Here is a 21,106-nt window from a genome sequence, read left to right on the forward strand (position 1 = left end):
GGAGCGGTCGAGTGCCGGTGGACAACGTGTGCCGGTGGATAATGTGCCGATGTCGTGGAGTCTGGGCCTCGGCCGCCTGCCCGGGGTCGTCACCGCCCGCACCTACCGCCGTGAGTGGCTGCGGTATGACGTCACCGCCGGCCTCGCGCTGATCGGGCTGCTGATCCCCGCCGGGATGGGGTACGCGACCGCGGCGGGCCTGCCCGCGTACACGGGTCTCTACGCCACGATCGTGCCGCTGCTCGCGTACGCCCTCGTGGGGCCGTCCCGGGTTCTCGTGCTCGGACCCGACTCGTCGCTGGCCCCGCTGATCGCGGCAGCCGTGGTGCCGCTCGCCGCCGCCGGCGGCGACCCGCAGCGCGCCGTCGCGCTGGCCGGTGTGCTCGCCGTCCTCGTCGGGACGGTCCTGCTCGTCGCGGGTTTCCTGCGCCTGGGTTTCGTCACCGACCTGCTGTCCAAACCGATCCGGATCGGATACCTCAACGGCATCGCGCTCGTCGTCGTGATCGGTCAGCTGCCCACGTTGCTCGGCATCGAGGTCGATGCGGACGGTGGCATCGCCCGGATCGGCGCGATCGCCCGCGAGGTGGTCACCGGCGGCATCGACCCGATCGCCGCCGTGGTGGGCGTCGGCTCCCTGGTCGTGATGGTGACGTGCCGGGTGCTGCGGGTGCGGATTCCCGGCGTGCTCGTCGCGGTGGTCGGGGCGATGGTGCTGTCCGCCGTGGTGGGTCTCGACGAGGACATCGCGATGGTCGGAGCGCTGCCCCGCGGGCTGCCTGCGCCGTCCTTCGGCGGGGTGGGATGGAGCGACGTGGCTGCTCTGCTCGGCCCCGCCGTGGCGATCGCCTTGATCGCCTTCGCCGACACCGGGGTGCTGTCCCGGACGTTCGCCGCCCGGCGCGGCGCCGATGTGGACGGCAGCGAGGAGATGCGGGCGGTCGGGGTCGCGAACATCGCAAGCGGCGTGTTCGGCGGATTCCCGATCTGCGCGAGTTCGTCGCGCACTCCCGTCGCGGAGCAGAACGGGGCCCGCACCCAGCTGGTCGGTGTCGTCGGTGCCGTCGGTGTGCTGGCGTTCGTGCTGCTGGTGCCGGATCTGACTGCGTATCTGCCGAAGGCGACCCTCGCCGCGGTTGTGCTGGTCGCGGCGGCGGCGCTCATCGACGTGAAGGGCGTGGTCACGATGTGGCGGATGAGCCGCGTCGAGGCCGGTCTGGCCGTTGCGGCGTTCCTCGGGGTCGGGCTCGTCGGTGTGCTCGAAGGAATCCTGGTCGCCATCGGGCTTTCCCTGCTCGCCGTCGTCGTGCGGGCGTGGCAGCCCTATCGCACGGAACTGGTGGAACTGGACGGGGTTCCGGGCCTCCACGACATCACTCGCCATCCCGAAGGGCATCGGATTCCCGGGCTGGTGCTCGTGAGGTTCGACGCACCGCTGTTCTTCGCCAACGGCGACCTTCTCGATCGTCATGTGCGGGAACTGGTCGCGCACGCGCCGACACCCGTCGAGTGGGTCGTGATCGCGGCCGAGCCGATCACCGGCCTCGACACCACGGCAGTCGACGAACTCGTCGATCTCGACCGCTATCTCGCGAACAAAGGTATCCGGTTGGCGTTCGCGGCGATGAAGGGACCGATCAAGGACAAGCTGGTGCGGTTCGGGGTGGGAGACCGGTTCGACGCGTCGCACTTTCATCCGACCGTGCGGGCCGCGGTGACCGCCTTTCGGGAACACCGGCGGGCATCCGGCGATGCGGACGAGATGGAACGATGAATAGTGTAGCGCGGGAACGGCAATCGATGGACCGGTCCCGAATCCTGCACCGCGCGACGGTATTTTCGCGAACCCGGCTTCTCGGTCATACGCGGCCTGTGTAACCGAAATCACCGCTGACGTGCGATTCGGGCTCGCCCCACACGGCCGGGACGTTTCGTACCACCTGGTAGGACAACTCCGGGCCGGTGCGCCCATACCGGGGCCGGGGGCACTAAACTCGACGCTGTCACGGCTGTGTCGCGTGCCGAGGGGATGCGCGCGTCGTCGACACCCGCCAACAATCAACCACAGGGAGTTCGCACGTGAGCCAGAATGGCCGTCCCGTTGTCCTGATCGCCGACAAGCTCGCGCAATCGACCGTCGATGCGCTCGGAGACGGTGTCGAGGTGCGCTGGGTCGACGGCCCGGACCGTCCCGCGCTGCTCGCGGCTGTGCCCGACGCCGACGCCCTGCTCGTCCGCTCCGCCACCACCGTCGACGCCGAGGTCCTCGCCGCCGCGACGAAGCTCAAGATCGTCGGCCGCGCCGGTGTCGGCCTGGACAACGTCGACATCCCCGCCGCCACCGAGCGTGGCGTCATGGTTGTGAACGCCCCGACTTCCAACATCCACTCGGCCGCCGAACACGCCGTCTCGCTGCTGCTGTCGACCGCGCGCCAGATCCCGGCCGCCGACCGCACCCTGCGTGAGAAGACCTGGAAGCGCTCCAGCTTCAACGGCACCGAGATCCTCGGCAAGACCGTCGGTGTCGTCGGCCTGGGCCGCATCGGCCAGCTCTTCGCGCAGCGTCTCGCCGCGTTCGAGACCACCATCATCGCGTACGACCCCTACCTGCCCGCCGCGCGCGCCGCGCAGCTCGGCATCGAGCTGGTCGACATCGACGAACTCGTCGAGCGTGCCGACTTCATCTCGGTGCACCTGCCCAAGACGAAGGAAACCGCCGGCCTGATCAACGCCGAGCGCCTGGCCCGGGCCAAGGACGGGGTCATCATCGTCAACGCGGCCCGCGGTGGCCTGATCGACGAGGCTGCGCTGCACGACGCGCTCGTCTCCGGCAAGGTCCGCGCCGCCGGCCTCGACGTGTTCAACACCGAGCCGTGCACCGACTCGCCGCTGTTCGACCTGGACAACGTCGTGGTGACCCCGCACCTGGGGGCATCCACCTCCGAGGCGCAGGATCGTGCCGGCACCGACGTCGCCAAGAGCGTGCTGCTGGCCCTGGCCGGCGAGTTCGTGCCGGACGCCGTCAACGTCTCCGGCGGCCCGGTGGGCGAAGAGGTCGCGCCGTGGCTCGAGCTGGTCCGCAAGCTCGGCCTGCTCGCCGGCACCCTGTCGCCCGAGGCCGTGCAGAACGTGCAGGTCATCGCGAGCGGTGAGCTGTCCGCCGAGAACGTCGACATCCTCGGACTCGCCGCTCTGCGCGGACTGTTCTCCGCGAGCAGCGACGAGGCCGTCACGTTCGTCAACGCCCCGCAGCTCGCCGAGCAGCGCGGCGTGAGCGTCGAGGTCGACAAGCACACCGAGGCGCAGACACATCGCAGTGCCGTCGAGGTGCGTGCTGTGGCCGCCGACGGCTCCGTCACCGCCGTCGCGGGCGCACTGACCGGCCTGCAGCAGATCGAGAAGATCGTCAACATCAACGGCCGCAGCTTCGACCTGCGCGCCGAGGGCCACAACATCGTCGTGCACTACGAGGACCGTCCGGGCGTGCTCGGCATCCTCGGCACGATCCTCGGCAACGCGTCCATCGACATCCAGGCCGCCGCGCTGAGCCAGGACGTCGAGGGTTCGGGCGCCACCGTCATCCTGCGTGTGGACCGCGTCGTCGGCGACGCCGAGGTCGCGCAGATCGTCGAGCAGCTCGACGCCCGCGTCGCGCAGGTCGACCTGTCCTGATCCTCCCTGCTTCACCCCCCGGTGGCCGCGACCGTCTGCACGGTCGCGGCCACCGTCGCACAAGGAAGTGAGTAGAGCCCATGAAGCTTGCGGTCATCCCCGGTGACGGCATCGGTATCGAGGTCACGGCCGAAGCACTGAAGGTGCTGCGGAAGCTCGTGCCCGACCTCGAGACCACGGAGTACGACCTCGGTGCGCGCCGGTACAACGCCACCGGCGAACTGCTGCCGGAGGCGGATCTCGCCGCCATCCGCGAACACGACGCGATCCTGCTCGGCGCGATCGGCGACCCGTCGGTCAGGCCCGGCGTCCTGGAGCGTGGCCTGCTGCTGAACATGCGGTTCGCGCTCGACCACCACGTGAACCTGCGCCCGTCCCGGCTGTACCCGGGCTCGGCCTCGCCGCTCGCCGGCAACCCGGACATGGACTTCGTGGTGGTCCGCGAGGGCACCGAAGGCCCGTACACCGGCAACGGCGGCGCAATCCGCGTCGGCACGCCCCACGAGATCGCCACCGAGGTGTCGATCAACACGTGGTTCGGCGCCGAGCGCGTCGTGCGCTACGCGTTCGAGCTGGCGCAGACCCGCCGCAAGCACCTGACGCTGATCCACAAGACGAACGTGCTGTCCAACGCCGGCGCGATCTGGACCCGGGCGATCGAAACGGTCGGCGCCGAGTACCCGGATGTCGAGACGGCGTACTGCCACATCGACGCCGCGACCATCTACATGGTCACCGATCCCGGCCGCTTCGACGTCATCGTCACCGACAACCTGTTCGGCGACATCATCACCGACCTCGCCGGTGCGGTCACCGGTGGCATCGGTCTGGCTGCCAGCGGCAACATCGACGCCTCCGGCACCAACCCGTCGATGTTCGAGCCGGTGCACGGCAGCGCCCCGGACATCGCGGGCAAGGGCATCGCGGACCCGACGGCGGCGATCCTGTCGGCGGCCCTGCTGCTGCGTCACCTCGGTCGTGAGGACGACGCGGCCCGCGTCGAGGCGGCGGTCGAGGCGGACCTCGCCGCGCGCGTCACCGGCCCGGTCGTGACCACCGAGGTCGGCGACCGGATCGCAGCAGCACTCTGACGCGTGTGTCCTTCCTGCGGGACCACCGCCGGAAGGACATCCCCGTCACTCGTCGCGCGGCACGAGCGGCACCGCCGCTGCCGGCGCGATCACGGCGATCGCGAATGCGATCGGGAAACCGACTGCGCCGATCAACGCACCGAAGGCGGGTCCGACGGCCGCGCCGGTGAGGAACTGCCCGGTGTTCTGGATGCCCAGCGCGCGACCACCCCAGAACGGCCCGGCCAACTCGGCGACCGCGGTGAAGGCCAGTCCATTCGGGGCCACCGTGGTCACCGACGCCACCAGCAGCATCACGATCGCGACGGGGGAGGCGAACCACGCCGCGGCGGCCAGCGCCGCCATCGACGCGACGACGGAGATCGTGACGATCCGCAGCGGTCCCAGACGGCTGCCGACCCGGTCGGACCACGCACCCACGGCGACGCGGCCGAACGCGCCGAGGAACTGCGCCGCCGTGATCACCAGCCCGGCGCTCGTCTCGTTCCAGTCCAGGTCGGTGACCAGCCACACGAGTGCGTAGGTCCACACCAGGTACTGCGGGATCACCAGCAGGATCGAGGTCCCGTGGATGCGGACCAGCGTCCACGAGCCGCGATAGGGACTCCCGAGCAGGCCCGTGTCGGCGGCGGTATCCCGATCCGGCCGGGGCGGGTCGACGATCCCGACCGCGCAGGCGATCGCTCCGATGCCGCACATGATCGCGGGAAAGGCCAGCGCCCAACCGATTCCGTGGTCGCGGGCGAGTGGGGGAATCACCATCGCGGCCAATGCCACACCGAGCGGAACCGACATCTGCCGGATGCCCATCGCCAGTCCCCGCTGCGCGGGTGGGAACCATCCGACGACGACGCGTCCGCTCGCGGAGTTGGCGCTCACCGCGCCCGCACCCGCGACCGCCAGCAGGATCGCCAGGACGACAGGCGCCGTGGTGGTCGCGGCGGCTGCCATCGCGACGGACGCGACGCCCAGGCCCGCGGCGAGCGCGTGCCGTTCGCCGTACCGATCGGCCACGGCACCCCACGCGACGAGTGTGAGAACGCCGCCGAGAACCGGTGCGCCGGCAAGGGTTCCGGCCTGCGCGAGGTCCCATCCGTGTTCGGTGTGCAGGGTGGGGATCAGAAAGGCCGTGCCGTTGACGACGGTGGCCTGCACCGTCTGTGCGAGCACACCCAGGGCCAGGATCACCCACCGTTTCCGGCCGATCTCGGCGACAACATCCATCGCAGTCTCACTATCTGGGAATAGAATCTCGAAGTGTGAAATAGTGAGCTCACGGTACACCCGGAGCGGCGCTGTCGCCGAGTGAGCGTCGGCACACCGATAGACTGCGCGTCATGCGCCTTGGTCGAATTGCCAGTCCGGACGGTGTCGCCTTCGTCAGCATCGAAGGGGAGGGAGATGCCGCGATCGCGAAGGAGATTGCCGAGCACCCCTTCGGGACACCCACCTTCACCGGCCGTAGCTGGCCGCTCGCCGACGTGCGTCTGCTCGCCCCGATCCTCGCGAGCAAGATTGTCGCCGTCGGACGCAACTACGCCGCGCACGCCGCGGAATCCGGGAACGAGGTGCCCGAGGAGCCTGTGATCTTCCTCAAGCCGAACACCTCGATCGTCGGGCCCGGCGCGCCGATCGTCATCCCGCCCAGCACCTCCCTCGTGCACCACGAGGCCGAGCTCGCCGTCGTCATCGGCCGGCCCTGCAAGGACGTTCCCGCGGCGAAGGCACTCGACGTGGTGCTCGGCTACACGATCGCCAACGACGTGTCCGCCCGCGACCATCAGAAGCAGGACGGTCAGTGGGCCCGCGCCAAGGGGCACGACACCTTCTGCCCGCTCGGTCCGTGGATCGAGACGAACCTCGACGCCTCCGATTTGGAGATCTCCGCCGAGGTCGACGGGAAGCAGCGTCAGCGCAGCCGAACCTCGTTGATGGTCCACGACATTCCGAAGCTCATCGAATGGGTGTCCGCGGTGATGACGCTGCTGCCGGGCGACGTCATCCTCACCGGCACGCCGGAAGGTGTCGGTCCCATCGAGCCGGGCAACACGGTGTCGGTGACGGTCGAGAAGATCGGCACCCTCACCAATCCCGTCGTCGCGAAGGGCGCCTGACGCCGCACTTCGCTTCTGCCGCCGGAGCGCGGAGGACTAGCCTGGTAGGGACTTTTCATCCCTCGACCAGAGTGAGCCATGACCAGCAGCGAAGTACGCGTTCGATTCTGCCCGTCCCCGACCGGAACCCCCCACGTGGGCCTGGTACGCACCGCCCTGTTCAACTGGGCATTTGCGCGCCACCACGGCGGCACCTTCGTGTTCCGCATCGAAGACACCGACGCAGCCCGCGACACCGAGGAGTCGTACCAGGCGATCCTCGACGCCCTGCGCTGGCTCGGTCTGCAATGGGACGAGGGTCCGGAGGTGGGCGGACCGTACGAGCCGTACCGGCAGTCGCAGCGGCGGGATCTGCACCTCGACGTCGTCGCCAAGCTCGTCGAGGCCGGGGAGGCCTACGAGTCGTTCTCGACTCCCGAGGAGGTCGAGGAGCGGCACAAGGCAGCCGGTCGCGATCCGAAGCTCGGCTACGACAACTTCGATCGCGACCTCACGCCGGAGCAGCGGCAGGCCTATCTCGACGAGGGACGCAAGCCGGTGGTGCGGCTCCGCATGCCCGACCACGACCTCACGTGGAACGACCTGGTGCGCGGCGAGACCACGTTCAAGGCGGGCGTGGTCCCGGACTTCGCGCTCACGCGCGGCAACGGCATCCCGCTGTACACGCTCGTCAACCCGGTCGACGACGCACTGATGCGCATCACGCACGTGCTGCGCGGCGAGGATCTGTTGTCGTCGACGCCGCGGCAACTCGCGCTGTACGAGGCGCTGCAGCGGATCGGTGTGGCCGATTTCACGCCGCGGTTCGGGCACCTGCCCTTCGTGATGGGTCAGGGCAACAAGAAGCTGTCCAAGCGCGACCCCGAATCGAATCTGTTCCTGCACCGCGACCGCGGGTTCATCCCCGAGGGACTGCTGAACTACCTCGCGCTGCTGGGCTGGGGCCTGGCCGACGACCGCGACGTGTTCTCGCTCGACGAAATGGTCGCCGCGTTCGACATCTCGAAGGTCAACTCGAATCCCGCGCGTTTCGACCAGAAGAAGGCCGACGCGATCAATGCCGAGCACATCCGTCTGCTCGACCCCGCGGACTTCGCGGCGCGGCTGAAGGCGTTCCTCGTCGGGCACGGCCACATCACGGCCGATGTCGACGATGCGCGGTTCTCCGCCGCGGCCGAACTCGTCCAGACCCGCATCGTCGTGTTGTCCGACGCGTGGGACCTGCTGAAGTTCCTGTTCGTCCCCGAATCGGACTTCACGGTGGACGAGGCGGCCGCCGCCAAGAATCTCGGTGCCGACGCCGCGCCGGTGCTCGACGCCACCGTTGCCGCGCTCGACGGCGTGGGGGAGTGGGCGAGCGCGAACCTCGAGGAGGCGCTCAAGGCCGCTCTCATCGACGAGCTGGGTCTCAAGCCCCGCAAGGCGTTCGCTCCGGTCCGGGTGGCCGTGTCGGGATCGCACATCAGTCCGCCGCTGTACGAGTCGATGGAACTGCTCGGCCGGGACGTGACCCTGGCACGCCTGCGCGCGGCCCGCGCCGGTATCGCCTGACGCCTTGCTGGCGCGGCTCGGTCCGCCGCCCTCCGGCGAGAGAGTGGCGGACCGAGCCCGCAGGGTAGTCCCGCGGACGGTCCGGACGGGCGTTTCAGGGGTTTGACCAGGCGATTTGTAGTTCGTGGTGGGGTTGGTGCTAATCTTCTTCTCGGTTCGGAACGGAGGCCGCAAACGCCCGCAGGGCAGGCCGAAGGAACAAGCCATTGGGGTATGGTGTAATTGGCAACACAGCTGATTCTGGTTCAGCCATTCTAGGTTCGAGTCCTGGTACCCCAGCTGAGATGCGGTGGTTTGCCCACAGCATCTCGGCCAGCTAAGCTGGCTGAGCTTCCTCCGGGAAGCAACCGGAGAAGAAGTTCTCAGGCCCCCGTCGTCTAGCGGCCTAGGACGCCGCCCTCTCACGGCGGTAGCGTGGGTTCGAATCCCATCGGGGGTACCATGAACTACCCAGCGATCCTCGGATCGGTGGGTTTTCTTCTCTGAAGTTCAACTGCACAAGCAAGTCCAGGCCCCCGTCGTCTAGCGGCCTAGGACGCCGCCCTCTCACGGCGGTAGCGTGGGTTCGAATCCCATCGGGGGTACAGCGAAGGACCCTCCGAGCAATGCTCGGAGGGTCCTTCTCTCGTTGTGGGAGCCGGCTATCCGCTCTTGCGTCGAAACTCCCGGTGATGGTCGGCGTTCGCGTGCGGGGCTTGTGCCTTCGATCCCGCGTCGAGGTGGGCGGTGCCCCCGTTCGCGCGGCTGTTCTTGCGTTCGAGCGCCGCGCGGAACTCCTCTTTGATCCGATCCTTGGACGTGTCGCTCATGACATCTCCCTCCGGTCGGCCCGTCTGGACTTCGACCGAATCTATCGTGGCCGGGCGTCCCTGTCGCCCGATTTTCCCGACCCCTACAGGTACTGCGCCGTGGTGCCGCCGATGGGCATCGCCGGCATTCCGAGCTTGCGGTGGTCCCACGAGCGGATCCGGTCCGGCACCACCCGCACCGCGACGCGCTTGTGCATCATCCGCTCGACGGCAGGCAGCATCTCGGCGGTGTACGGACCGGTGTAGCGCTCCCAGACGTTGCGGCACACCGCGAACAGGGTGTCGTAATCGTCGGTGATCTTCGCGCGGCCTTCGATCGACACCCCGCGCAACTGGTCGTAGGTGTCGCCCGCCTCGACGAGCACGGTGATGCGGTCGTCACGTCGCAGGTTCACCGTCTTCTGGGACTTGGCCTTGGTTTCGAACCAGATCTCACCGTCGATCAGCGCGTACCACATGGCGATGAGATGCGGTGTGCCCGACGGCCCGACCGTCGCCATGTTCGCGATCCGGCTGTGACTCAGGAACTCGCCGATCTCGTCGTCGGTCATGGTGATCTGTGCGCGTTGTTTGATGCCCATGGGCAGCACTGTGTCATGGGTCATGCCCGGATGTCACCACCGCGCCGCCGTCGCCCGGCCGAACCCGGACCGCGGAATCGTCACAGCCGCTTGTGGAGTGCTTCCGCGGCGGCGAGGAGGTCCGACGCCCAGCGGGCGCCGGGTTTGCGGCCCATGCGGTCGATGGGGCCGGACACCGAGATTGCCGCGACGACCGCTCCGGCCGCGTCCCGCACGGGCGCGGCCACCGAGGCGACACCCGGTTCGCGTTCGGCGGCGCTCTGCGCCCAGCCGCGACGGCGGACCTCCGCGAGGACGCGCTCGCCGAACGCCGCGTCCGGCAGGATCGCCCGCTGGGTAGCCGCATCCGCCCATGCGAGCAGAACTTTCGCGCCGGACCCGGCGGTCATCGGCAGGCGGGCGCCGACGAGGACGGTGTCGCGCAGACCCGTCGGGGGTTCGAGGGCCGCGACGCACACGCGCTGGGTGCCCTCCCTGCGGTACAGCTGCACGCTTTCACCGGTGATCTCGCGCAGCCGAGGAAGAATGAGCGAGGCGGCCTCGACGAGCGGGTCGCCTGCGCCGGTGGACAGCTCGGCCAGGCCCGGTCCCGGACGCCATTGGCCGTCGCTGTCCCGGGTGAGCAGCCGGTGGATCTCGAGGCCCACGGCAAGCCGGTGTGCTGTCGCGCGGGGCAGGCCCGTGCGGGTGCACAGTTCGTTGAGGTTGCACGGCTGCTCGGCCACCGCGTGCAGCACGGACATCGCTTTGTCCAACACCCCGATGCCGCTATGCTGTCTCATAGGTCGATACCTCCGTCTCGCATAATGGGAATCATAGCCCATGGACCGGCGGGCGGGGACGGCACCATACGCGGCCCGGTCACAGCCCCGAGAACCGGAATCCGCGTTCGTCACGTACGACAGGTGGAGAAGATGGCTGGAAAAACTCTGGCGGAGAAGGTGTGGGATCAGCACGTGGTCGTGCGCGGTGAAGGAGAAGGCTCGGCGCGGCAGCCGGACCTGATCTACATCGACCTGCACCTCGTGCACGAGGTCACGAGTCCTCAGGCGTTCGACGGACTGCGGCTCGCCGGCCGCCCGCTGCGGCGCCCCGACCTCACCATCGCGACGGAGGACCACAACGTCCCGACCGTCGACATCGACAAGCCCATCGCCGATCCCGTCTCGCGCACCCAGGTCGAGACGCTGCGCCGCAACTGTGAGGAATTCGGCGTCCGGCTGTATCCGATGGGCGACATCGACCAGGGCATCGTGCACGTCGTCGGCCCGCAGCTCGGACTGACCCAGCCCGGCATGACGGTGGTGTGCGGCGACAGCCACACCTCCACCCACGGCGCATTCGGTGCCCTGGCAATGGGTATCGGCACCAGCGAGGTCGAGCACGTGATGGCGACTCAGACGCTGTCGCTGCGCCCGTTCAAGACGATGGCGATCACCGTCGACGGCGAACTGCCCGAGGGGGTCACGGGCAAGGACCTGATCCTCGCGGTCATCGCCAAGATCGGCACCGGCGGCGGACAGGGCTACGTCCTCGAATACCGCGGCGATGCGATCCGCAAGCTGTCGATGGAAGCGCGGATGACGATCTGCAACATGTCGATCGAGGCGGGGGCTCGCGCCGGCATGATCGCGCCCGACGAGATCACCTACGAGTACCTCCGGGGTCGTCCGCACGCGCCGCAGGGTGCGGACTGGGATGCGGCGGTCGCCGCGTGGGATGCGTTGCGAACCGACGACGACGCCGTTTTCGACGCCGAGGTCCACATCGACGGTGCGTCGCTGACCCCGTTCGTCACGTGGGGAACCAACCCGGGCCAGGGTGCCCCGCTCGGTGCGAACGTGCCGGTGCCGGAGCAGATCGCCGACGAGACCGAGCGTGTGGCCGCCGAGAAGGCGCTGCGTTACATGGATCTCGACGCCGGCATGCCGCTGCGTGAGATCGCCGTCGACACCGTCTTCGTCGGTTCGTGCACCAACGGCCGCATCGAGGACCTGCGCGCGGTCGCAGATGTTCTCAAGGGACGCAAGGTCGCCGAGGGTGTGCGGATGCTCGTTGTACCCGGTTCGATGCGGGTGCGTGCCCAGGCCGAGGCCGAGGGCCTCGGTGAGATCTTCACGGCGGCGGGCGCCGAATGGCGTCAGGCCGGTTGCTCGATGTGCCTGGGAATGAACCCGGATCAGCTCGCGCCGGGTGAACGTTCGGCGTCGACGTCGAACCGCAACTTCGAAGGACGCCAGGGCAAGGGCGGCCGCACCCACCTCGTGTCGCCGGCGGTCGCCGCGGCGACCGCGGTGCGCGGCAAGCTCTCCGCGCCGGCGGATCTGGACTAGGTCAAGGGACCGAAGGAGAATTCTCGATGGAAGCCTTTACTACTCACAAGGGCATCGGTGTTCCGCTGCGCCGCTCGAACGTCGACACCGACCAGATCATCCCGGCGGTGTATCTGAAGCGCGTCACCCGCAGCGGATTCGAGGACGGACTGTTCGCCGGCTGGCGCACCGATTCGTCGTTCGTCCTCAACACCCCGCCGTTCGACCGCGGCTCGGTTCTCGTTGCGGGACCGGACTTCGGCACCGGCTCCTCGCGCGAGCATGCCGTGTGGGCTTTGTCCGATTACGGATTCCGCGTCGTGATCTCGTCGCGGTTCGCCGACATCTTCCGCGGCAACGCAGGAAAGGCCGGACTGCTCGCCGCTCAGGTCGAGCAGTCGGATGTCGAACTGCTGTGGAAACTCATCGAACAGCAGCCCGGCCTCGAGTTGGAAGTCGATCTCGGGAAGCGGACTGTGACAGCCGGAACAACTGTGGTGCAGTTCGCTATTGACGACTACACCCGGTGGCGTCTGCTCGAGGGTCTGGACGACATCGGATTGACATTGCGGCAGGTAGAGGCGATTTCCGAGTTCGAAAACTCAAGGCCTTCTTGGAAACCGACGACCCTCCCGACGCCCTGATCGAGCGTCTTCCCGCCCTGTCCGGCGGGCCCGGCCGAGGTGATCTCCGGCCCGGGCCCGCCGGTCTATTTGCATGAGAATTGGCGTGGCACATAGACTCTAGCCCGTTTGCGGGTCTACCGTGGACTACAAGTCGGTCTGACGGTGGACCGTGATGTGCGGAGGAAATCAATGAACAAGGCAGAGCTGATCGACGTTCTGACCGAGAAGCTCGGTTCGGACAGGCGTACGGCAACGGCAGCCGTCGAGCACATCGTCGACGCGATCGTGCGCGCCGTGCATGCCGGGAACAGCGTCACCATCACCGGTTTCGGTGTCTTCGAGCAGCGTCGTCGCGCCGCTCGTGTCGCCCGTAACCCGCGCACCGGTGAGACCGTCAAGGTTAAGCCGACGTCCGTGCCGGCGTTCCGCCCGGGTGCGCAGTTCAAGGCCGTCATCGCCGGCACCCAGAAGCTTCCCTCGTCCGGTCCCGCCGTCAAGCGCGGTGTGGCTGCTCCGGTGAAGAAGGCGGCCGCGAAGAAGACCGCCGCGAAGAAGACCGCTGCCAAGAAGACCACGGCGGCAGCGGCCAAGAAGACCACCGCCGCCAAGAAGACCACGGCGGCAGCGGCCAAGAAGACCACCGCGGCCAAGAAGACCACGGCGGCAGCGGCCAAGAAGACCACCGCGGCCAAGACCACGGCGGCAGCGGCCAAGAAGACCACCGCGGCCAAGAAGGCTCCGGCCAAGACCACGGCGGCAGCGGCCAAGAAGACCACCGCGGCCAAGAAGGCTCCGGCCAAGACCACGGCGGCAGCGGCCAAGAAGACCACCGCGGCCAAGAAGACCACGGCGGCCAAGAAGACCACGGCTGCGAAGAAGGCTCCGGCCCGCCGGGGTGCAGCCAAGAAGTAGTCGGCGTGCGGGCCCCTGGGGGCCACCACTGCTGAGTGCAACCGTTTCGGCGGTCACCGGATCGAATCCGGTGACCGCCGAAACGTATTCCAGGGCCTTCTACCGCGGTGGGGCGGGCAGAGCGCTCTCGATGTGGTCGATCGCGATGATCCGGTCTCCGTGCAGCGACAGCACCCACGTGCTGCCCTTGCGATTGCGGGCCGCCGGCACGACGACGGCGTCCCGTTCGGCCCACCACCGAACGAGGTCCGGAATCACCTTGCCCTGACTGCAGATCACCGGTGATCGGCTGCGCAGGGCGATCTCGAGGGTCCGTTTGCGGCCGAGTTGCGGGTCGGCTGCGTAGTCCTCCTCGGTGAGTGACGGTTCGATCGCGATCTCGACACCGAGGTGCTCGGCGAGGGGTTCGACCGTCTGGATGCAGCGCACCCGATCCGCGGCGGTGACGCTGTCCGCACCGAATGCGCGCAATTGCGCGACCAGAGCCTCGGACTGTGCCTTGCCGACCGAGTCCAGCGGCCGGAGCCGGTCGTCGCCGCGGTGCTCTCTGCGGCTGCCCGCCTTCGCGTGCCGCACGATCAGAACGGTCGTCGTATCGGCCGGAAGGGCCCGGAATCGGCGCAGCACCGTGCGATCCATCGGATACGACAATTGATCGAACGCGGTGTCCGGGTCCTCCCAGCGCAACTCGTCGACCTCGTGGTTCGGTACGAACGTGCCGCCGACGGCACGCGCCGCCCAGTAGTCGACCCGTTTGAGTTTGCGGTGTCCCGGAACCGGATACGTGATCTTGCCGAGGTGGCGGCCGAGCTGCGCCCGGAAACCGGTCTCCTCCTCGATCTCGCGCACCGCCGCGACGATCGCAGTCTCTCCGGCATCGAGCTTGCCCTTGGGGAAGCTCCAGTCGTCGTAGCGCGGACGGTGAACGAGCGCGACCTCGACCCGGGTGGGATCGGTGGGATTCGGTCGCCACAGCACAGCGCCTGCGGCGAAGATGTTGGCCTTCACCGGCCTGTCGAAGGAAGTCACCGAAGTCCTTCCGATTCTCAGGCCCGGCTGCGCATGAGCTCGACCTGGTGGTCGCATGCGGCGGTTCCCGGTGCGGGCGACGCCGCCCAGGTGCCGTCACTCTCCAGTGTCCAGCATCGGGTGGCGGGGTCCAGAGCCGAGTCGAAGATCGAACCCAGCTGCTTGGTCAGCCGCGAATCCTTCACCTGTACCATCACTTCGACGCGGCGATCGAGGTTGCGGTGCATCATGTCCGCGCTGCCGATCCAGAACTCGTCGGCACCGCGGAACTGCAGGATCCGCGAATGCTCGAGGAACCGGCCCAGAATCGATCGCACGATGATGTTCTCGCTGAGCCCAGGAACGCCCGGTTTGAGCGCACAGATGCCGCGCACCACGATCTCGACCGGCACGCCGGCGCGGGACGCACGGTACAGCGCGTCGATGACCTGCTCGTCGACCAGAGCGTTCGCCTTCAATCGGATTCCCGCGGCGCGGCCGGCGGCGGCGTGCTCGATCTCGCGGTCGATGCGTTCGATGATCCCGGCTCGCACGCCGTGCGGAGCGACCAGCAGATTGCGGTACTTCGCCTTCCGTGAGTATCCGGTGAGCGTGTTGAACAGATCCGTGAGGTCCGAACCGATCTCGGGATCGGAGGTGAGCAGGCCCACGTCCTCGTACAGGCGCGCGGTCTTCGGGTTGTAGTTGCCCGTTCCGATGTGGCAGTAGCGACGGATCGTCGAACCCTCGCGCCGCACCACCAGACACGTCTTGCAGTGCGTCTTGAGGCCGACGAGGCCGTACACCACGTGCACCCCGGCCTGTTCGAGCTTGCGCGCCCACTTGATGTTCGCCTGCTCGTCGAACCGCGCCTTGATCTCGACGAGCGCCACCACCTGCTTGCCTGCCTCGGCGGCGGCGACGAGGGCGTTGACGATGGGAGAGTCGCCGGAGGTGCGATAGAGGGTCTGCTTGATCGCGAGAACCTGGCTGTCCGCGGCGGCCTGCTCGATGAAGCGCTGCACGCTCGTGGAGAACGAGTCGTACGGGTGGTGCACGAGCACATCGCCTTCCCGGAGCGTGGAGAACACGCTCTTCGGGGTCTCCCGCTCACCGAACGCCGGGTGCGTCGCCGGGACGAACGGTGCGTCCTTCAGATCCGGCCGATCGACGGAGTGCACCTGCCACAGGCTCGACAGATCGAGCAGGCCCGGCAGCTGCACGACGTCGGCGGGGTCGACGTCGAGTTCGCGCAGCAGTAGGTCGAGCATGTGCTCGGTCATGTCGTCGGAAACCTCGAGCCGCACCGGCGAACCGAAACGGCGTCGGGCCAGTTCGCGTTCGAGCGCCTGCAGCAGATCCTCGTCGCGGTCCTCCTCGACCTCGAAATCGGCGTTGCGGGTGACGCGGAACGCGTGGTGTTCGACGACCTCCATGCCGGGGAACAGGACGTCGAGGTGGGCCGCGATGAGTTCCTCGAGCGGCAGGAACGCGGGGATGCCGTCGCGGCTGCCGGGGCGGTCGACACGGACGAACCGGTCGACGTTGTCCGGAACCTTCACGCGCGCGAAGTGTTCCCCGCCGGACTGCAGATCCTTCACGGTCACGGCGAGATTGAGGCTCAGTCCGCTGATGTAGGGGAACGGGTGTGCGGGATCGACGGCGAGCGGGGTGAGCACCGGAAACACCTGCTCGGCGAAATGGTCGGTCAGACGCGCCTTCTCGACGTCGGACAACTCGGACCACCGGATGATCGAGATGCCCTCGGCCGCGAGATCGGGTTGGACCATGTCGAGGAACACCCGGGAGTGCCGGTTGGCGAGTTCCCTCGTGGAGGAGGCGATCAGCGCGAGCTGGGCGCGCGGCGACAGCCCGTCCGCGGAACGTACCGACAAGCCGGTTTCCGCGCGGCGTTTCAGGCCCGCGACGCGAACCATGTAGAACTCGTCGAGATTCGACGCGAAGATCGCGAGGAACTTGGCGCGTTCGAGAAGCGGCAGCGACGTGTCCTCGGCGAGTGCGAGAACCCGCGCATTGAAATCGAGCCAGCTCAATTCGCGGTTGAGGTACCGGCCTTCGGGCAGGCCGTCGGTGAGTGCCGGCAGCGCTGCGGCGGCGGGTGGCGCTGCCGGGGTGGAACCGACCCGCGGCGTCGTCGCAGTCGCGACGCCGATCGATGTGGGGCGGTCGGGAGTTTCGGGGTCGGGCAGTCGATCCGTGCTGTCACCGTTGTTCACGGGTTCATTGTGGCAGGAACCGGCTGACGCAGGGAGCCGAGAGGAAGTCCGATCCGGGTGAGCGCCGCGGCGGTTGCGGGGCCCACGCCCAGAGCCGCGGCGCCCTCGAGATCGGCACCGGTATCGACGTCGAGCCGGAGCCCGGGCCAATCACCGTCCAGCGCGCGGGCGCCGCCCGCGATGTGCCGAGCGGCGGAATCGGGTCCGAACCGCGGCTCGAACGGTCGATCAGGGAGAGAGTGGACGAGCGCGGACGTGCCGGACCCGGTGTGATCGACGACGACCGCCAGGCCGACCTGCCGCGCCTGCGCGAGTGCCTCGGCGAGTTCCGGGGGGCGCACGGCCGGCAGATCTGCCTGCAGTACGACAAGCGTGGCGTCCGGCGACGACGCCCGTACGTGCGCCGCGGCACAGGACAGCGCCGCGTTGAGGGGTCCGGTTCCGGTCGTCACGGACGAAGCAGGGGGGTCGGCCAGGACTCGGGCGCCGCGCGCTCGCGCTGCTCGGGCGACGTCCGGATCTCCGGTGACGACCGTGACGGTGACGTCCTCGAGGTGCAGTGCGGCGGCCAGCGTGTCCTCGAACATCGCCAGTGCCAGATCGGCCCGCTGTCCGGGGGTGTAGATCCGCGCCAGCCGCGTCTTCGCAAGGCCGAGGGCCTTGACAGGGATCAGCACGTGCGGGGCGGTCATGGTTGTCGATTCTGCCAGTCCGGACGCGGCGAGGCGGTTCGGTGTCCCGCCGCGTCCGGGCGTACTCGTGTTCGGGCGGCTGCCGATCACCGCCTGGGCAATACTGTGACGACGAGTGGCCGGTGATTCGCCGGCAGTGGTGGTACGAGCGAAGGGGACTGCGTGAGCAAGGCGACGGTGTTGGGGGCGGGCTCGTGGGGGACGGCGTTCGCGAAGGTGCTGGCCGAAGCCGGAACCGATGTGACGATCTGGGCACGCCGCGCGGAGGTCGCCGAGGCGATCGAGACGCGGCACGAGAATCCCGGATACCTGCCCGGTGTCGTGCTGCCCGAATCGTTGCGCGCGACATCGGATCACCGGCTCGCGCTCGAGGGTGCGGATTTCGTGGTGCTCGCGGTGCCGTCGCAGTCGCTGCGCGCCAACCTCGAGGTGTGGCGCGACGACATCGGCCCGGACGTCACGCTCGTCAGCCTCGCCAAGGGGATCGAGCAGGACACCCTGCTGCGGATGAGCCAGGTGATCGGTCAGGTCACCGGCGCGGAGCACGACCGCATCGCGGTGCTGTCCGGCCCGAACCTCGCCCGCGAGATCGCCCAGTGCCAGCCCACCGCGACCGTGATCGCCTGCAGCGACTCCGCGCGGGCCATGCAGATCCAGAAGTCTTGTGCCACAGGCTATTTCCGCCCCTATACGAATTCCGACGTGATCGGCTGCGAGATCGGCGGCGCGTGCAAGAACGTCATCGCGCTGGCGTGTGGGATGGCGGCCGGTGTTGGTCTGGGCGACAACACGATTGCCACGATCATCACGCGCGGTCTCGCCGAGGTCACCCGGCTCGGGACGGCGCTCGGCGCCAAGCCCGCGACGCTCGCCGGGCTCGCCGGTGTCGGGGATCTCGTGGCGACGTGTACCTCGCCGCTGTCGCGGAACCGGTCGTTCGGTGAACGTCTCGGGCAGGGCGGTTCGCTGGAGAGCGCCCAGGAGGCGACGCACGGTCAGGTCGCCGAAGGCGTCAAGTCGTGCACCTCGGTGCGTGCGCTGGCGGCCAACTACGACGTCGAGATGCCGCTCACCGACGCGGTGCACAAGGTCTGCTACGAGGGCATGTCGGTGCACGAGGCGATCGGCCTGTTGCTCGGCCGCCGCACCAAGCCGGAGTGAACCGAACATGCGGGCGATTCGGTGATGCGGGGCGATTCGGATATGCGGGGTGATCCGGTGGTGCCGGGTAGTTCGACGCGCTGTGTGAAAGCGGTTGCGGCCGAACATGTACCGGGTGCGCCGATGCAGCCGGGACCGGTATTCGCGGCGCCCTATCAGCTCGGTCCGGACGAGGACCCGACCCTGGACAGCTATGCGCGGGCATCGAATCCCGGTTGGCGGGCACTCGAATCCGCGCTCGCGGAACTGGAGGGCGCGGCCGCGGCGCGCGTCGTCGGATCCGGAATGTCCGCTGTCACCGTCGCGTTGCGGTCGCTGGCGCAACCGGGCGGCACCGTCGTCGTCCCGTCCGACGGCTACTACCAGGTGCGCGCATTCGCCCAGGAGTTCCTGGCACCGCACGGGGTGAGCATCGTCGAACTGTCCGCTGCGGAGTTCGGGAACGGAACCCTGACCGACGTGCTCGTGGATGCGCCCGGCGGCGCCGTGGTGCTGGCCGAGACGCCGTCGAATCCCGGCCTCGACACCGTCGACGTGCGCGCCATCGCGACCGTGTGCCACATGTGTGACGCACTGCTGCTCGTCGACAACACGACGGCCACCCCACTCGGTCAGCAGCCGCTGTCCCTCGGCGCGGACGTCGTGGTCGCGAGCGGCACCAAATCGCTCAGCGGCCACAGCGACCTGCTGTTCGGGTACCTCGCCGTCGCCGATCCGGCGCTGCTGCCGCGCATCGACCGGGAACGACTGCTCTCCGGCACCGTCCTCGGACCGTTCGAGACGTGGCTCGCGCACCGCAGCCTCGGGACCGCGGGGTTGCGGTTCGAGCGGCAGTGCGCCAACGCGCTCGCGGTCGCGGAACTGCTGCGGTCCCATCCGGCCGTCTCGGGCGTGCGTTATCCGGGCCTGCCGGACGATCCGGCACACGCGGTCGCATCCGCGCAGATGCGCAGGTACGGGCCGCTGGTCACGTTCCGTCTCGCCGACGAGCAGGCCTTCCACCGGTTCGTCGCCGCGTCGGATCTCATCGGATCGGCGACGAGCTTCGGGGGGATCCACACCACGGCCGACCGGCGCGCCCGCTGGGGCGATCGGGTTCCCGCCGGGTTCGTCCGGCTCTCCTGCGGCATCGAGGACGCCGAGGACCTCCTCGCCGACCTCCACGCCGCTCTGAGCGCCGTCTGAGCCCGACTCGGGTATGTCGGCCGGCGCCCGTGCCGGTACGGTTTGTACGTGAGTACTCCCCGCATCCGGGTGGCTGTCGTGTTCGGCGGCCGCAGCAACGAACATTCCGTGTCCTGCGTGTCCGCGGGCAGCATCCTGCGCAACCTCGATCCGGAGCTGTACGAGATCGTGCCGATCGGAATCACCACCGACGGCGCATGGGTGCTCGGCGACTCCGACCCCGCCCAGCTGGCGAAAGCCGGGCGCGAGCTGCCGAAGGTCGCGGCGGACGGCTCGGCGCTGGTGCTCACTGCCGATCCGACTCGCAGCGGTGACATCGTCGCACTCGACGAAGGGGAGTTCGGCAAGGTCCTCGCGTCGGTCGACGTGGTGTTCCCGGTGCTGCACGGAGCGTACGGCGAGGACGGCACCATCCAGGGTCTGCTGGAACTCGCCGGTATCCCGTACGTCGGTCCGGGCGTGCTCGCCAGTGCCGCGGGCATGGACAAGGAGTTCACGAAGAAGCTGTTGGCCGCCGAGGGATTGCCGGTCGGTTTCCAGATCGTCCTGCGCCCGGGAGTCGATTCGCTCACCGAGGAACAGAAGCAGCAGCTGGGTCTGCCGGTGTTCGTCAAGCCCGCCCGCGGCGGTTCGTCCATCGGCATCAGCCGGGTCGCCGGCTGGGAGTCGTTCGACGCGGCGCTCGAGAAGGCGCGCGGGCACGATCCGAAGGTCATCGTGGAATCCGCGATCGTCGGACGCGAGGTCGAGTGCGGGGTGCTCGAGTTCCCGGACGGCGACGTGCGGGCCAGTGTGGTCGCCGAGATCCGCATGCCCGACAACGCCGGCGACCACGAGGCGTTCTACGACTTCGACACCAAGTACCTCGACGACGTGTGCGAGTTCGACGTGCCCGCCAAGCTGGACGACGACGTCAGCGAGGAACTGCGCGCCCTTGCGGTCCGCGCGTTCCGCGCCCTCGACTGCCAGGGACTCTCACGCGTCGACTTCTTCGTCACCGCCAACGGCCCGGTGATCAACGAGATCAACACGATGCCCGGATTCACGTCTATCTCGATGTATCCGCGGATGTGGGAGGCGACGGGGATCGGCTACAGCGAACTCGTCTCGATCCTCGTGCAGACCGCCCTCGCCCGGGGTACCGGGCTGCGCTGA

General features: G+C 68.5%; 18 protein-coding genes and 3 tRNA genes. 14 read left to right on the forward strand and 7 right to left on the reverse strand.

What is annotated here, in order from left to right:
• Positions 1 to 49: 49 nt before the first annotated feature.
• The 3 genes from RZ1_RS13665 (at position 50) to RZ1_RS13675 (ending at position 4,763) form a co-directional block, all read left to right on the forward strand.
• Positions 50 to 1,774, forward strand: a complete 1,725-nt coding sequence (locus RZ1_RS13665; RefSeq protein WP_072812637.1) for a SulP family inorganic anion transporter — start codon at positions 50 to 52, stop codon at positions 1,772 to 1,774.
• A gap of 305 nt (positions 1,775 to 2,079) precedes the next feature.
• Entirely contained in the window at positions 2,080 to 3,672 is a 1,593-nt protein-coding gene (gene serA, locus RZ1_RS13670; RefSeq protein ID WP_072812639.1) for a phosphoglycerate dehydrogenase, read from the forward strand.
• 80 nt (positions 3,673 to 3,752) lie between these two features.
• Positions 3,753 to 4,763 (forward strand): 3-isopropylmalate dehydrogenase, encoded by a 1,011-nt coding sequence (locus RZ1_RS13675; RefSeq protein WP_072812641.1) that lies wholly within the window; start codon positions 3,753 to 3,755, stop codon positions 4,761 to 4,763.
• Positions 4,764 to 4,808: 45 nt separating this feature from the next.
• Here RZ1_RS13675 and RZ1_RS13680 read toward each other — a convergent pair whose 3' ends face one another.
• Positions 4,809 to 5,987: an MFS transporter gene (locus tag RZ1_RS13680; RefSeq protein ID WP_072812643.1), complete on the reverse strand. Its 1,179-nt coding sequence runs from the start codon at positions 5,985 to 5,987 to the stop codon at positions 4,809 to 4,811.
• A gap of 113 nt (positions 5,988 to 6,100) precedes the next feature.
• Here RZ1_RS13680 and RZ1_RS13685 point away from each other — a divergent pair, with 113 nt between their 5' ends.
• From RZ1_RS13685 to RZ1_RS13705, 5 genes are all read left to right on the forward strand, one after another.
• Positions 6,101 to 6,877, forward strand: a complete 777-nt coding sequence (locus tag RZ1_RS13685) for a fumarylacetoacetate hydrolase family protein (RefSeq protein WP_072812645.1) — start codon at positions 6,101 to 6,103, stop codon at positions 6,875 to 6,877.
• Between the two features lie 78 nt (positions 6,878 to 6,955).
• Positions 6,956 to 8,428 carry a glutamate--tRNA ligase gene (gltX, locus tag RZ1_RS13690; protein WP_072812647.1) on the forward strand — a complete coding sequence of 491 codons (1,473 nt, stop codon included), beginning with the start codon at positions 6,956 to 6,958 and terminating at the stop codon, positions 8,426 to 8,428.
• Between the two features lie 207 nt (positions 8,429 to 8,635).
• Positions 8,636 to 8,707, forward strand: a tRNA-Gln gene (locus tag RZ1_RS13695).
• 87 nt (positions 8,708 to 8,794) lie between these two features.
• A tRNA-Glu gene (locus tag RZ1_RS13700) sits at positions 8,795 to 8,870 on the forward strand.
• 69 nt (positions 8,871 to 8,939) lie between these two features.
• A tRNA-Glu gene (locus tag RZ1_RS13705) sits at positions 8,940 to 9,012 on the forward strand.
• A gap of 57 nt (positions 9,013 to 9,069) precedes the next feature.
• Here RZ1_RS13705 and RZ1_RS30535 read toward each other — a convergent pair.
• From RZ1_RS30535 to RZ1_RS13715, 3 genes are all read right to left on the reverse strand, one after another.
• Positions 9,070 to 9,237 (reverse strand): DUF5302 domain-containing protein, encoded by a 168-nt coding sequence (locus RZ1_RS30535; RefSeq protein WP_169917950.1) that lies wholly within the window; start codon positions 9,235 to 9,237, stop codon positions 9,070 to 9,072.
• Between the two features lie 83 nt (positions 9,238 to 9,320).
• Positions 9,321 to 9,818 carry a pyridoxamine 5'-phosphate oxidase family protein gene (locus RZ1_RS13710; RefSeq protein WP_072812649.1) on the reverse strand — a complete coding sequence of 166 codons (498 nt, stop codon included), beginning with the start codon at positions 9,816 to 9,818 and terminating at the stop codon, positions 9,321 to 9,323.
• 80 nt (positions 9,819 to 9,898) lie between these two features.
• Positions 9,899 to 10,600 carry an IclR family transcriptional regulator gene (locus RZ1_RS13715; RefSeq protein ID WP_072812651.1) on the reverse strand — a complete coding sequence of 234 codons (702 nt, stop codon included), beginning with the start codon at positions 10,598 to 10,600 and terminating at the stop codon, positions 9,899 to 9,901.
• 123 nt (positions 10,601 to 10,723) lie between these two features.
• On the opposite strand from RZ1_RS13715, the gene leuC reads away from it, so the two are divergent.
• The 3 genes from leuC (at position 10,724) to RZ1_RS13730 (ending at position 13,668) form a co-directional block, all read left to right on the forward strand.
• Positions 10,724 to 12,151: a 3-isopropylmalate dehydratase large subunit gene (gene leuC, locus RZ1_RS13720; protein ID WP_072812653.1), complete on the forward strand. Its 1,428-nt coding sequence runs from the start codon at positions 10,724 to 10,726 to the stop codon at positions 12,149 to 12,151.
• 26 nt (positions 12,152 to 12,177) lie between these two features.
• Positions 12,178 to 12,774 carry a 3-isopropylmalate dehydratase small subunit gene (gene leuD, locus RZ1_RS13725; RefSeq protein ID WP_072812655.1) on the forward strand — a complete coding sequence of 199 codons (597 nt, stop codon included), beginning with the start codon at positions 12,178 to 12,180 and terminating at the stop codon, positions 12,772 to 12,774.
• Between the two features lie 171 nt (positions 12,775 to 12,945).
• Positions 12,946 to 13,668: an HU family DNA-binding protein gene (locus tag RZ1_RS13730; RefSeq protein ID WP_072812657.1), complete on the forward strand. Its 723-nt coding sequence runs from the start codon at positions 12,946 to 12,948 to the stop codon at positions 13,666 to 13,668.
• Between the two features lie 99 nt (positions 13,669 to 13,767).
• Here RZ1_RS13730 and RZ1_RS13735 read toward each other — a convergent pair whose 3' ends face one another.
• From RZ1_RS13735 to cofC, 3 genes are read right to left on the reverse strand one after another with little or no spacing between them, the layout of a single operon-like run.
• On the reverse strand, positions 13,768 to 14,697 hold the full coding sequence (locus RZ1_RS13735) for an NUDIX hydrolase (protein ID WP_280522825.1): 930 nt from the start codon (positions 14,695 to 14,697) through the stop codon (positions 13,768 to 13,770).
• Positions 14,698 to 14,714: 17 nt separating this feature from the next.
• A complete protein-coding gene (locus RZ1_RS13740; RefSeq protein ID WP_238071945.1) occupies positions 14,715 to 16,850 on the reverse strand; it encodes an RNA degradosome polyphosphate kinase in 2,136 nt (711 codons plus the stop codon).
• A 59-nt stretch (positions 16,851 to 16,909) separates the two neighbouring features.
• A complete protein-coding gene (gene cofC, locus RZ1_RS13745; protein WP_072812662.1) occupies positions 16,910 to 17,605 on the reverse strand; it encodes a 2-phospho-L-lactate guanylyltransferase in 696 nt (231 codons plus the stop codon).
• A 162-nt stretch (positions 17,606 to 17,767) separates the two neighbouring features.
• On the opposite strand from cofC, the gene RZ1_RS13750 reads away from it, so the two are divergent.
• The 3 genes from RZ1_RS13750 to RZ1_RS13760 are packed head-to-tail and all read left to right on the forward strand — an operon-like array spanning position 17,768 to position 21,106.
• Positions 17,768 to 18,766, forward strand: coding sequence for an NAD(P)H-dependent glycerol-3-phosphate dehydrogenase (locus RZ1_RS13750; protein WP_072812663.1), 999 nt, complete (start codon positions 17,768 to 17,770; stop codon positions 18,764 to 18,766).
• A 60-nt stretch (positions 18,767 to 18,826) separates the two neighbouring features.
• A complete protein-coding gene (locus RZ1_RS13755) occupies positions 18,827 to 19,951 on the forward strand; it encodes a cystathionine gamma-lyase (RefSeq protein WP_072812785.1) in 1,125 nt (374 codons plus the stop codon).
• 48 nt (positions 19,952 to 19,999) lie between these two features.
• Entirely contained in the window at positions 20,000 to 21,106 is a 1,107-nt protein-coding gene (locus RZ1_RS13760; protein WP_072812664.1) for a D-alanine--D-alanine ligase family protein, read from the forward strand.

It is taken from the genome of Rhodococcus zopfii NBRC 100606 = JCM 9919 (genome assembly GCF_001895025.1).
In the GTDB taxonomy this organism is placed as follows: Bacteria; Actinomycetota; Actinomycetes; order Mycobacteriales; family Mycobacteriaceae; genus Rhodococcus; species Rhodococcus zopfii.